This is a genomic window from Nonomuraea sp. NPDC049158 (genome assembly GCF_040648335.1).
GTDB lineage: Bacteria > Actinomycetota > Actinomycetes > Streptosporangiales > Streptosporangiaceae > Nonomuraea.
In genome coordinates this window covers 19,922-31,845 of the sequence record NZ_JBEZDM010000041.1, presented here as the reverse complement: position 1 = coordinate 31,845, position 11,924 = coordinate 19,922, and the positions used below count along the sequence as shown (strand labels likewise).

Sequence of the window (11,924 nt, the reverse complement as noted above, 5' to 3'; positions counted from 1 at the left end):
TCGATACAGGGTGCTTACCAGCCGTACAGGCTTTCGAAAACTGTCGGTGGTCGTCTCTATTGTGGGGGTATGGCTACAGGCGTGAACTCCCACACTCGCCCGCTGACCACCGCCGAGATCGCTGCCCTCGCTCTGTCCCTCGCTCATCTGGGGTCCGGTCCGCAGGCCGTCACCGCCAGGCGCGGTCTGCAGCACGCGCTCGAGCATCTGGAGCTCGACGATGACGTCATCTCCACCACCCTCACGACGCTCACCGAGCCGCTGCCCGTGGACATCGCGTCGCGGGCCAGGCTCATCGCGGACGCCATCACCAGCAGGCTGATGATTCGTCTGCACTATCGGGATGCTTCAGGACATGTCACGGCTCGGGATGTCGAGCCGGTGACGTGCCTGGTGCATCGCGAATACTGGTATCTCGTCGGGGTCTGCCGGATGCGGCGGGCCATCCGGGCGTTCCGGTTCGACCGGATTCTCGCGGTCGAGCCGACGCTGACCCCGTCCCGGCCGCACCTGGCCGACCGGTTCCTGCCGTTCCAGCGACGCAAGCGGGCTCGCGCCGCCTAAGCAGCATCCTTCCCGAAGGCCGGGCGGGGCTCGCACTGCCTAGCGAGCACCCCGCCCGCAAGGCTGGGCGAGGCCCGCGTCACCTAAGACATGCCCCGCCGGAAGACCGGGTCGAGGCTCGACCCGTCGCGCCCCAGCTGTCGGCGCGGCGGGTCGGCCTAATGGCCTGCGGCACCGCGGGGCGGGCTTGGGCGGCCGGTGAACCCGGGCGTCAGCCGCAGCAACCCCCGCCGCAACAGCCGCCACCCGAGCGCGGAGCGGCGGCGCCGCCGGTCATCGCGACCGTGGAGAGCAACCTGACGGTGTCGTCGTGCCCCTCGGGGCACGCGGCCGCCTCGTCGGAGGCGGCCATCGGGCGGGTCACCTCGAAGGTCGACCCGCAGGCACGGCAGCGAAAGTCATAGCGCGGCATGCCCCAAGACTACGGCAAACGAGACTACGGCAAAGATCCGAAGGTCACCTGGGCGTAGTCGTAGACGGGCTCGTAGCCGATCGACCGGTAGACGGCGTTACTCGTCGGATTGGCCAGGTCGGCGAAGAGCACCACCTGCGCACAGCGCGTCTCCAGCGCGACCCTGCTGGCGAACGCGGTGACCGCGGCGCCGTACCCCCGTCTGCGACAGGACGGCGGCGTGTACACCGGCCCGATGCGGCAGACGCCGCCCGCCGCGGGCGACAGGGCGGCCATCGACACCGGGACCCCGTCCGCCTCCCACATGAACAGCTGCCGCCCGGCCAGCCGGTGCTCGACCTGCTGAACGGGATCCCCGCCCACGCCCAGACCCACCTCCTCGCCGAACGCCTGGAACCAGGCGACCAGCAGCGGAAAGTCGGCGACACCCGCCAGGCGGCCGTGGCCCGCCGTCTCGGGGACGATCAGGGTGCCGAGACGGTAGAGGCGCTCCGACAGTACGGAGCGGGGCTCGCCGAGCACCTCGGCGAGCGCGCCGGTCAGCTCCAGCGGGCCCAGGACCTCCGTGATCTCGCCCCGCCACGCAGTGACGAACGGCCCGATGGACTCGACCGGCATGCGGGCCAGGCCGATCGGATGCGGCGGTGTACGGAAGGCCGCCCCCCTTACTTCGCCGTCGGTGGTCCACCAGCCGAAGGAGGCGTCATCGGCCGGCATCCCGGCGCGAATGTTGGCCAGCACGGTCAGCGGCACCGTGTTGCCCACGGGGTCGGCGAGCAGGAACGCCTCGGCGGCGCTCGCGTACTCCTCGACGTCGGTGGTGAAGGTCCACATGCCCTGGAATCCTGCCAGGAGCCGTGAAGCACGACAAAGACATTTCAGGCCCGGATCCGAGGGATCCGGGCCCGAAGGTCAGGCAGCCGCTTCCAGGTAGGGCGCCCATTGGGGATCGCCGATGAGCGAGGCGCCGATGAGCCGCCAGTGAGCGCCCCGTGGCACCGCCGGGGCGACGCGCAGCGTCCACCCCAGCTCCTCCAGGAACTTGTCGGCCTTGCGGTGGTTGCACGGCGTGCACGAGGCGACGCAGTTCTCCCACGTGTGGGGGCCGCCCCTGGACCGGGGGACGACATGGTCAATGGTCTCGGCCCGCAGGCCGCAGTAGGCACAGCGGTAATCGTCGCGCCGCATGAGCGCGGCCCTGGTCAGGGGGATGCGAGACCGGTACGGAATACGGACATATCTGCGCAGCCGGACCACCGAGGGCACCTCCAGCGTGCACGTCGCGGAGCGCAGGACCGCGCCCCCGCCGTCACGGTGGACGATGTCGGCCTTCTCCCGCAGCACGAGCACGATGGCTCGATGCAGCGACAGAGTGGTGAGTGGCTCGTAAGTAGCGTTGAGCAGCAGGACTTGGCGCGTCATCGGGCCTCTCCCTGCTGCATGGGTATCAAGGGGGACATGCCGTGGCATGTCCCGGCTGTCGGCCCCTCCTGGGGCACTGGTGCTTCCGTCACGTGGACCTCCGCCGGACGGTCCAGCGGATGGTCACCACGGCACCGTCCTGTCACCAAGTCTGACGTTTACCGCGTGGTCCCCGCCACCCCATAACCCCCAGCCGGAATGACCAGAGGGACGCACGGTACGTTTTATGCCCACTTCACCAGGGCTTTACGCGCCCTGCTTGGCAGTAAGGTTCGGGCATGACGCGAGAGCCCTACCCCACAGCACGCCGCGAGGAACGCGCCGAAATTTTGCACGACACTCCCGTCGCGGACCCCTATCGCTGGCTTGAGGATCCCGACAGCCCGGAGACGCAGGGATGGCTGCTCGCGCAGGCCGACCTGTTCAAGCGGCAGAGCAAGCCGCAGCGGTTCGGGGACCGCATCGCCGAGCTGCTCAGGTCGGGGTCCGTGGGGGTGCCCGCCTGGCGCGGCGACCGCCACTTCTTCAGCCGCCGCACGCCGGACCAGGAGCACGCGGTCTACTACGTCTGCGAGAACGACGGGGCCGGCGGCACCGAACGGGTCCTGATCGACCCCATGGCCATCGACCCGTCGGGCCTGACCACGCTCGACGCCGTCCAGCCCGACAAGGAGGGCCGCCTGCTCGCCTACCAGATCTCGGTGGGCGGCAACGAGGAGTCGGTCCTCTACGTCATGGACGTGGCCACCGGTGCCCGCGTCGAGGGCCCGATCGACCGGTGCCGCTACTCCCCCATCGCGTGGCTGCCCGGCGGCGAGGCGTTCTACTACGTACGCCGGCTGCCGAGCACGGAGTTGCCGGAGGGCGAGTCGCAGTTCCACCGCCGCGTCTACCTGCACCGCGTCGGCACGTCCACCGAGGACGACGCGATGATCTTCGGCGAGGGCCTGAAGATGACCAACTACTACGGCGTCTCGGTCTCGCGTGACGGCCGCTGGCTCCAGGTCTCCGCCAGCGAGGGCACGGCGCCGCGCAACGACCTGTGGGTGGCCGACCTGACCGCGTCCTCGCCCGACAGGCCCGACCTCCAGGTCGTGCAGGAGGGCGTGGACGCCCAGACGGGGCTCTCGTTCGGCCGCGACGGCAGGCTGTACGTCCACACCGACCGCGACGCGCCGCGCGTCCGGATCTGCGTCACCGACCCGGAGACGCCCGGCTTCGACAGCTGGCGCGACCTGATCCCGGAGGACTCCGAAGCGGTGCTGTCCGACTTCGCGATCCTCGACGACCTCGAGCGCCCGGTCATGCTGGTGAGCTGGACCCGCCACGCGATCAGCGAGATCACGGTGCACGACCTGGCCACCGGCGAGCGGATCGGCGAGGTGCCGGCCCCCGGCCTCGGCTCGATCGGCGGCATCTCCGAGCGTCCCGAGGGCGGCCACGAGGCGTGGTTCGGCTACACCGACAACACCACGCCGCCGACCATCCAGCGTTACGACGCCAGGACCGGCGAGACCACGCTCTGGGCCGCCTCGCCGGGCGTGGTGGACGTGCCGCCGGTGCGCACGTCCCAGGTCGTCTACCGGTCCAAGGACGGCACCGACGTCCGCATGCTGGTCATCTCGCCGGTCGACGGCGACGGGCCGCGCCCGACCATCCTGTACGGCTACGGCGGCTTCGGGCTGTCCATGACCCCCGGCTACTCCGCCTCGGTGCTCGCCTGGGTGGAGGCGGGCGGCGTCTACGTGATCGCCAACCTGCGCGGCGGCGGCGAGGAGGGCGAGGACTGGCACCGCGCCGGCATGCTCGGCAACAAGCAGAACGTCTTCGACGACTTCCACGCCGCGGCCGAGCACCTCATCGCGACCGGTGTGACGACGTCCGAGCAGCTGGCGATCTCCGGCGGCTCCAACGGCGGGCTGCTGGTGGGCGCGGCGCTGACGCAGCGTCCCGAGCTGTACGCGGCCGTCGCCTGCTCGGCGCCGCTGCTGGACATGATCCGTTACGAGCAGTTCGGGCTGGGGGCGACCTGGAACGTCGAGTACGGCTCCGCCGCCGACCCCAAGGGGTTCGGCTGGTTGTCGGGCTATTCGCCGTATCACCAGGTTCGCGAGGGCGTGGCGTACCCCGCGACGCTGTTCACGGTCTTCCAGTCGGACACGCGCGTGCACCCGCTGCACGCCTGGAAGATGTGCGCGGCGCTGCAGCACGCGTCCACGGGTGCGGGGCCGATCGTGCTGCGCAACGAGACCGAGGTGGGCCATGGCGCCCGTTCGATCAGCAGGTCGGTCGATCTGTCGGCTGACACGCTGACGTTCCTGGCCCGGCACACCGGCCTGTAGCCGTAGGGGCAGTCAGCGGGGGAAGATGACCGTCCGGTGGCCGTCGAGCAGCACCCGCTGCTCGGCGTGCCACTTCACGGCCCGGGCCAGCGCCACGCACTCGACGTCCCGCCCGATCGCCACCAGGTCCGCCGGGGAGTGGCTGTGGTTCACCCGGGCCACCTCCTGCTCGATGATCGGCCCCTCGTCCAGGTTGGACGTGACATAGTGCGCCGTCGCGCCGATCAGCTTGACGCCCCGGTCATGCGCCTGGTGGTAGGGCCGGGCGCCCTTGAACGACGGCAGGAACGAGTGGTGGATGTTGATGGCCCGGCCCGCCAGCTTCTCGCAGAGGTCCTCCGACAGCACCTGCATGTAGCGCGCCAGCACCACCAGCTCCACCTGGTAGTGCTCGACCAGCGCGAGCACCTCCGCCTCCTGCCGGGGCTTGGTCTCGGGGGTGACGGGCAGGTGGTGGTAGTCGATGCCGTACGACTGCGTCAGGGGCCGCAGGTCGGGGTGGTTGGACGCGACGGCGACGATCTCGATGTCCAGGGCCTTGGCGCGCACCCGGTAGAGCAGATCGTTGAGGCAGTGGTCGAACTTGCTGACCATGATGAGCACCCGCGGCTTCCTGGCCACGTCGCGCAGCTTGATCTCCATGCCGAACTCCGGCGCCAGGGCGGCGAAGGCCGCGCGTAGCTCGTCCTCCGGCAGCGGCGCCGCGAACTGGACCCGCATGAAGAACCGCTGCGCCTCCCGGTCCCCGAACTGCTGGCTCTCGATGATGTTGCACCCGTGCCCGGCCAGCAGGCCAGAAACAGCGGCCACCACACCGGGCCGGTCAGGGCAGGACAGAGTCAGGATGTATTCGGCAGAGCTCATCATTTCACTCTCGCGGACAGGAGATCACAGGGTGGCTTCGGGTTGACCTGGGCAGACTACCTCTCAGCAGCGGACTCCACATCGCCGTACGGCCGACGGGCGGTGCGCGTGGAGCGCCTCTCCCGCTAGACCGCCCCGAATGGGATGGAGTGCCCGCCTTTGGATGCTTCCGTACTGATCGCGATCGCCTGTCTGCTCGCGTTCGTGTCCGGGATGAACGACGGCGGCGCCCTGCTCGCCACCGGGCTCAAACTGCCCGCGATCCGTCCGGCGGTCGGCACCCTCACCCTGGTGGTGCTGATGGCGTTGGTGCCGCTGGTGACCCATCAGGTCGCGCGGACGTTCGTGACCCGGCTGGCCACGTTCCAGGGTCCGGGCGCGAAGATCGCGATGACGGTCGCGGTGGCCGCCGCGCTGATCGTGGTCATGACACTGAGCGCGAAAGGCCTGCCGACCAGCCTCACCCTGGCCATCGTCGGCGGCCTCACCGGGGCCGGCCTGGGCTGGGGGCTGCCGGTCTCGGCCGGGTCGGTCGCCCAGGTGCTGGCCTTCGCCCTGGCCGCGCCCGTCGTGGGCGGGCTGCTGGGCTGGGTGGTGATCCGGCTGCTGCTCCTGGTGACGACCGGTCGGGGGCTCCCACGCTGGCACTGGGCGGGCTTCCTGCTGCAGACCATCGCCTACTCGGCCAACGACGGCCAGAAGGTGCTGGCCGTCCTGATGGTCGCGGGGGGCTTCTCGAACGCGCCGCTCATCTACACCTCGCTGGTGGCGGTGCTGTTCGGCTTCGGCACCGTGTACGGCCTGCCCAAGGCGGGACGCACGCTGGGCCGGGAGCTCATCGTCTTCCGCCCCCTGCACGGCGTGACGGCCGAACTGGCCTCGGGCCTCGCGGTGATCGGCAGCTCGGCCCTGGGTATGCCGGTGAGCATGACCCAGGCCATCGCGGGCGGGCTGATCGGCGCCGGGGTGGCACAGGGCGCCGGCCGGGTCCGCTGGCACGCCGCCGTCAAGATCGTCATCGCCTGGGTGCTGACGCTTCCGATGAGCGCGCTGGTGGCCGCGCTCGCGTCGTACGCGGTGAGGGAGGTGACGGCATGAAGCGGTCGCGACGGGCCAAGGCGCTATGAAGCGGTTGCGACGGGCCCAGGCGCTGCTGTCGGGACGCATGGACAGCGCGCTCACCGAGGCCCTGCTCGGCCAGCTGGCGGCGACCAAGGAGGGCGCGTGGCTGGCGATGGCCATGATCGGCGGGGAGGTGGGCAGGACGGGCGCGCACGAGAAGATGCGGGCGATCGAGCACCTCGGCGACCAGGAGCGGCGCACCCTGGTGGAGGAGCTCAAGTCCGCGCTGGTCACGCCGATCGACCGGGAGGACCTCTACCGCCTCTCCCGCTCGATCGACGACGTCCTGGACTCGCTGCGCGACTTCGTACGCGAGTCGCACCTCTATCGGGTCCCGGACCAGCTCCGCTTCGCCCCGCTGCTCGACCAGGTCATCGATGGCATCGACGCCCTGGAGAACGCCGTCCGCGACCTCGCCTCCCGCCCCTCGGCCGTGCTCCACGACGCGCTGGAGGCGAAGAAGACCGGCAGGTCCATCAGGCGCATGTACCAGTACGAGATCGCCCGCATCTTCTCGGGCGAGCTGACGTCCGACGCGATGAAGCAACGTGAGCTGGTGCGCCGCCTGGAGATCGTCGGCATGGCCATCGGCGAGGCCGCCGACGCCATCGCCGACGGCTCCATGAAACGCTGACCCGGTAGGTCCGTGAGGAGGACGCGTGGAGTCCCACCAGATCAGCAGCGACCGTCCCGCCGCGCGGGTGGTCTGCGTGGACGCCGAGGGCCGGGTGCTGCTCGTGCGCTGGCATGACCACGTCAGTGGCGAGGCGATCTGGGAGCCGCCAGGTGGCGGGATCGATCCCGGCGAGACGCCCCTGCAAGCGGCCGCCCGGGAGCTGACCGAGGAGACCGGCCTGCCGGGGTCGGCGGTGCGTGATCAGTGGGTACCCGTGCGCCGGGACTTCACCTGGCTCGGTGTGCGGTACGTGAAGACCGAGCCGTTCTACCTGGCCCGCTTCCCCAGGAAAGCCCCCGAGGTGGATCCCGGTGAGCTCACGGACGAGGAGACTCGGGCCTACCTCGGCTACCGGTGGTTCGCCGCCGACGAGCTGCCGTACGGCGTCGAGCCGCCCGAGCTGGCCGAGGTGATCGCCAAGCTGACGGGACCGGCCTGACAGCGTGCGGCCGCCCGTGACCGCGAGCGGCCTGACCCGCGCTCACACCTCCAGGGTGAGGCCGCCCGTGGCCACCGCCAGCTCGCCGTCATACGTCCGGGCGGCCGCCGCCAGCGCGGGCTCGGGCGGGGTGTCCGGCCACAGGTGGGTGAGCACCAGCCGGGCCACCCCGGCGCGGGCCGCCGTACGACCCGCGTCCAGGGCGCTCGACAGGTAGGGCGCGTCCTCGTCGGGCACCCGCTCGGGATAGGTCGCCTCCGCCAGCAGCACGTCGGCGTCCCGGGCCAGCTCGGCCAGCTCGGGGGCGGGCCCGGTGTCTCCCGTGTACGCGACCACCCGGCCGCCGCCGGTCAGCCGGAGCCCCGCGTTGGGCACATGATGCGGAAGCGACCAGCTGTCCAGACGGAAGGGCCCGATCTCGTACGGCTTGCCGGGAGCCAGGTCGTACGGCACGAAGCTGCCGGCCAGCATCCGAGCCTTGTCCAGCGCGAGCACGGCGGTGAGGGCCTCAGGCGGCGCGTACACCGGCAGCGCGGCCGGCGGCGCCTCCCCCAGGGCGCGGGCCCGCAGGAGGGGGTTCAGGTCGGCGCAGTGGTCGGGGTGGCCGTGCGTGACCAGCACCGCGTCGATCTCCTCGGCGGCCGTCGACACCAGCAGCCTGGGCAAAGTGGCGTAACCGGGATCGATCAGCACCCGGAACCCGTCATGCTCGACCAGATAGCCGCTGCACGCCTGCCCGGCCGCCGGCCATGCCCCGCAGCCGCCCAGCACCGTGATTCTCACCATGAACAGGGAAATATAGCGGGCTCAGGACGTGTGGCGGTGGCCGAGCTCCGTCAGCGTGGTCAGCATCAGCCCGCGCAGCAATTCCCCCGCCACCTTCTCGTGCTCGCCCTCCACCGGCAGCCCTTCACTCACCCGAGCCTGGTAGACCTCCCGCTCCCCCGGGTCGGTGTAGGGCTGCGCCGTCATCCCCACCACGACCGTCGCCCGGGTGCCGCCCCTGGGGAGCACCGCCACGGCATGCGTGCGCAGGCAGCTCTCGTCCGGCGCGCCGTACCAGCCGCACTTGACCCCGGCCTCCGGCGAGCCGAGCGCCTCGCGGGCGCCGAACGCCTGCTGACCCGTGACCTCGCGCATCCAGTCGAGGACCGTGCCCGCCACCGGGTCGCCGGCGGCGGCGGTCTGGGCGAGCGCCGCGTAGGCGATGGCGACCTCGTCGGCCGCCACCTCGACCGAGCCGAAGCGCGACGGATCCCCGTTGGGCGGCGCCCAGACGACGCCGGTGCGCTGGTAGATGTCGTCCAGGATGACCCGTGGCCCGACCGCGAGCCAGAGGTTGAGCGTGTCGGCGTTGGACGAGACGACCACCGCGGGCTCGGCGTGGCGGCGCCAGCGCTCGGCGTCGGGGATGTGCGCGGCCGCCACCCACGCGTACAGCGGCTTGAGCAGCGAGGCGCAGCGCAGCCGGGCCAGGCCGGAGCGGACGCTCACCGCGCGGGCGGGCGGGCCACCGTAGCCGCGCCTGATGCCCGCCGCCTGAGCGCTGGCTCCTTCCTGGAGGTCACGCAACAGCTCGTCGAAGGCCACGGGTCCAACCGTAGCCGTAGGAGGGGCTCTGCCAGCGCCCTTCGCGCCACTCCGCGTCCGGCGGGTCGCCAGGAAACCCTCCGGGCCCGTCTCAAGGACCGCGCCACCCCTGGATCAAGGACCGCGCCACCACCAGGACACCGCGATCGCGACGAACACCAGAGCCGGGACGCCGAGCGACACGAGCAGCCGCCTCCTCTTGGCGATCTCCGTGTCCGTCGCGAAGGCCGCCATGGCGCCCGCCATCGCGAACGCCACCGCCGACATCAGCACGTGGGCGAACCTGGACGACGAGGACGGGAGCACCTCACCCGCCACCCTCAAACCCATCAGCATGGCGGCCGTCACCCAGGCCACGCGGAAGCCCGGGCGCACCTCCACCCGGTTGAGCACCACAGCGGACAGGGCGAACGTGCCCACGGTGATCACCAGGAGGATGCCGAGCGCCGGAGGCAGGCAGTTCCACGCCTCACAGCCGACGGCCGTCCATCCGATGCGGGCGGTGGCCCACCAGAGAACGCCCAGGGCCGCGTAGACCGCCGCCGCCCTGGCCGCCCGTTGCTTCGGCATCCCTACATACTGGCCGATGCCCTACCTGACCGCGGATGCCCTCACGCTGACCGCCGCTCCACGGGACCGCCGATGCCCTACATGCTGGCCGACCGGAGACGGGCCGCCCGCTCGTCGTCGGCCGCCGCCTCGGCCGGGTGACCCAGGGCGCGATGGACGACGGCGCGGTTGTCGTAGAGGGTCGGCTGGTGCGGTTCGAGGGTGATGGCCCGCGTCAGGTCGGCCAGCGCGCCCACCCAGTCCCCCGACTCATAGCGCAGCACGCCGCGGTTGCCCCAGGCCGAGGCCAGCTCGGGAGCCGCGTCTACCGCCAGGTCCAGCGCCCGGCGGGCCTCGCCCAGCCGGCCGGCCGCGGTCTCCAGCTGGCCGAGCACGACCAGCAGGTACGGGTTGCCCGGCGACTGACCGAGCCCGGCCGTCACATCGGCCCTGGCCTCCTCGTCCCGCTCCAGCATGGCCAGCAGGCCCGCCCGGTTGATGTAGGCGTCGAGGTAGTCCGGGTCCAGCTCGATCACCCGGCCGAGGTCGATGAGGGCGCCGTCGAGGTCGTCGCGTACGACGCGCAGCTCGGCCCGGTTGTAGTACGCCTCGGGCAGCGGCGGCCCGGCCCGCATCGCCCACTCGTAGTCGGCCAGCGCCTCCCCGTGCCGCCCGAGCCGGTAGAGCAGGTTGCCGCGGTCGAGGTAGTAGTCGGGGAACATCGGGTCGATCGCGATGGCCGCGCCGTACTCCTCCAGCGCCTCCTTGACCCGCCCGAGCGTGGCCAGCAGCTGGGCGCGGTTGGCCAGCAGCACCATCCGGTGCACCGGGTGCCGCTCACCCAGCTCACGGGCCAGGTCGAGGGCGGAGTCCACCAGGGCGAGCGCGGCCTCGGGACGGCCCTGCCGCAGCTCGATCAGCGCGAGCCCGTTGCGGTCGAAGCCGAGTTTGAAGGCGCGTTCCATGGGGTCGGGCAGCAGGCTGGAGATGGCTATCGCCTGGTTGATCCAGCCGGTGGCCCGGCCCAGGTCGCGCTGGGCGGCGTCGGGGTGGCGGGCGTCGAGCATGGCGGTGCCGTACGCGCTGGCGGAGTGGACGGACGGATCCTGGCTGGAGCGGCGGGCGGCCTCCCACAGCACGCGGGCCTCGAGCGTCTGGCCGAGCGCGCCGAGCGCGGTCGCGGTGCGCTGCGCGAAGAGCCACCACCGCCGGCTGCCGGGCTCGGTGCGCGCGAGGCCGAGCTGGCCCAGCTCGACCAGCGCGTGCAGGAAGCCCTCCCTCGTGCAGCGGTCGACGAGCTCCCACAGCTCGTCGGCGTCGCGCGAGTCCTCGGGCGGCTCCGGCCCGCCGGAGTAGACCATGATCGTCAGGATGTCCGGCGGGATCCTGCGCATCAGCACGTCGAGCAGTTCGGCGTCGGTGGGGTCGGCGGCGTCGGCGTTGCACACCGCCAGCGCGCAGCCGGGCGGCACCACCGCACGGACGAACTCCGCGATCCCGTTGGCCAGCCGCAGTGAGCGGCGTGGCGCGGGCACCAGGATGCGCTCGTCATCGGACAGGCCCGCGTCCAGGGCCATCCTGCGGAGGGGCACCCGGTCGCACAGACCGGGTGCCACTGCTCGGATCTCGATGTCATGGGCCGCCACGAGCTCCTTGGAGCTGTCCAGGGCGGCTGGGACCAGGTGGTGCAGCAGCGCGGATCCGACGGTGTAGGGCCCCAGGGGCCGTCTGTGCCCGTCGATCACCGGCATCAGCAGATGTACCGCCTCCCATCGGTCGGGCGGGGCCCCCTGAGCCCTGAGATGGGATCTCCCCTCGATCACCCCTTATGTATGACGCTGGAGGTCCCGGCGAGCCTCGCGGTGCCAGGCTTGCGGACGGCGATGCGCTTCATGATGAACCTCTCACTTTTGGGTTTATACACCACTATCGGACACCTCAGCG

General features: G+C 71.4%; 13 protein-coding genes. 5 read left to right on the top strand and 8 right to left on the bottom strand.

Annotated features, from left to right (window positions below; genetic code table 11):
* Positions 1-69 precede the first annotated feature (69 nt).
* Positions 70-564 carry a WYL domain-containing protein gene (locus AB0B61_RS48525; RefSeq protein WP_358447707.1) on the top strand — a complete coding sequence of 165 codons (495 nt, stop codon included), beginning with the start codon at positions 70-72 and terminating at the stop codon, positions 562-564.
* A gap of 211 nt (positions 565-775) precedes the next feature.
* Here the strand turns inward: AB0B61_RS48525 and AB0B61_RS48520 are convergent, their stop codons facing one another.
* The 3 genes from AB0B61_RS48520 to AB0B61_RS48510 all read right to left on the bottom strand — a co-directional run bounded on the left by AB0B61_RS48520 (position 776) and on the right by AB0B61_RS48510 (position 2,398).
* Positions 776-976: a zinc ribbon domain-containing protein gene (locus AB0B61_RS48520; RefSeq protein ID WP_358447705.1), complete on the bottom strand. Its 201-nt coding sequence runs from the start codon at positions 974-976 to the stop codon at positions 776-778.
* 24 nt (positions 977-1,000) lie between these two features.
* Positions 1,001-1,810 (bottom strand): GNAT family N-acetyltransferase, encoded by an 810-nt coding sequence (locus AB0B61_RS48515; RefSeq protein WP_358447703.1) that lies wholly within the window; start codon positions 1,808-1,810, stop codon positions 1,001-1,003.
* A gap of 78 nt (positions 1,811-1,888) precedes the next feature.
* Entirely contained in the window at positions 1,889-2,398 is a 510-nt protein-coding gene (locus AB0B61_RS48510; RefSeq protein ID WP_358447701.1) for an HNH endonuclease, read from the bottom strand.
* Positions 2,399-2,676: 278 nt separating this feature from the next.
* On the opposite strand from AB0B61_RS48510, the gene AB0B61_RS48505 reads away from it, so the two are divergent.
* The gene (locus AB0B61_RS48505; RefSeq protein ID WP_358447700.1) at positions 2,677-4,740 is read left to right on the top strand and encodes a prolyl oligopeptidase family serine peptidase; all 2,064 of its coding nucleotides are present in this window, start codon (positions 2,677-2,679) and stop codon (positions 4,738-4,740) included.
* Positions 4,741-4,752: 12 nt separating this feature from the next.
* On the opposite strand, the gene purU is transcribed toward AB0B61_RS48505, so the two are convergent.
* Positions 4,753-5,604 carry a formyltetrahydrofolate deformylase gene (gene purU / locus AB0B61_RS48500; protein WP_225292544.1) on the bottom strand — a complete coding sequence of 284 codons (852 nt, stop codon included), beginning with the start codon at positions 5,602-5,604 and terminating at the stop codon, positions 4,753-4,755.
* 159 nt (positions 5,605-5,763) lie between these two features.
* Here purU and AB0B61_RS48495 point away from each other — a divergent pair, with 159 nt between their 5' ends.
* From AB0B61_RS48495 to AB0B61_RS48485, 3 genes are read left to right on the top strand one after another with little or no spacing between them, the layout of a single operon-like run.
* The gene (locus AB0B61_RS48495; RefSeq protein WP_358447698.1) at positions 5,764-6,702 is read left to right on the top strand and encodes an inorganic phosphate transporter; all 939 of its coding nucleotides are present in this window, start codon (positions 5,764-5,766) and stop codon (positions 6,700-6,702) included.
* 25 nt (positions 6,703-6,727) lie between these two features.
* On the top strand, positions 6,728-7,360 hold the full coding sequence (locus AB0B61_RS48490; RefSeq protein WP_358447696.1) for a DUF47 family protein: 633 nt from the start codon (positions 6,728-6,730) through the stop codon (positions 7,358-7,360).
* Positions 7,361-7,385: 25 nt separating this feature from the next.
* Positions 7,386-7,841 (top strand): NUDIX domain-containing protein, encoded by a 456-nt coding sequence (locus AB0B61_RS48485; protein ID WP_358447694.1) that lies wholly within the window; start codon positions 7,386-7,388, stop codon positions 7,839-7,841.
* Between the two features lie 42 nt (positions 7,842-7,883).
* Here the strand turns inward: AB0B61_RS48485 and AB0B61_RS48480 are convergent, their stop codons facing one another.
* The 4 genes from AB0B61_RS48480 to AB0B61_RS48465 all read right to left on the bottom strand — a co-directional run bounded on the left by AB0B61_RS48480 (position 7,884) and on the right by AB0B61_RS48465 (position 11,731).
* A complete protein-coding gene (locus tag AB0B61_RS48480) occupies positions 7,884-8,627 on the bottom strand; it encodes an MBL fold metallo-hydrolase (protein ID WP_358447693.1) in 744 nt (247 codons plus the stop codon).
* Between the two features lie 21 nt (positions 8,628-8,648).
* Positions 8,649-9,431: a hypothetical protein gene (locus AB0B61_RS48475; RefSeq protein WP_358447691.1), complete on the bottom strand. Its 783-nt coding sequence runs from the start codon at positions 9,429-9,431 to the stop codon at positions 8,649-8,651.
* 114 nt (positions 9,432-9,545) lie between these two features.
* Positions 9,546-10,001, bottom strand: a complete 456-nt coding sequence (locus AB0B61_RS48470) for a hypothetical protein (protein ID WP_358447689.1) — start codon at positions 9,999-10,001, stop codon at positions 9,546-9,548.
* A 77-nt stretch (positions 10,002-10,078) separates the two neighbouring features.
* Positions 10,079-11,731 carry a tetratricopeptide repeat protein gene (locus AB0B61_RS48465; RefSeq protein ID WP_358447687.1) on the bottom strand — a complete coding sequence of 551 codons (1,653 nt, stop codon included), beginning with the start codon at positions 11,729-11,731 and terminating at the stop codon, positions 10,079-10,081.
* Positions 11,732-11,924 lie beyond the last annotated feature (193 nt).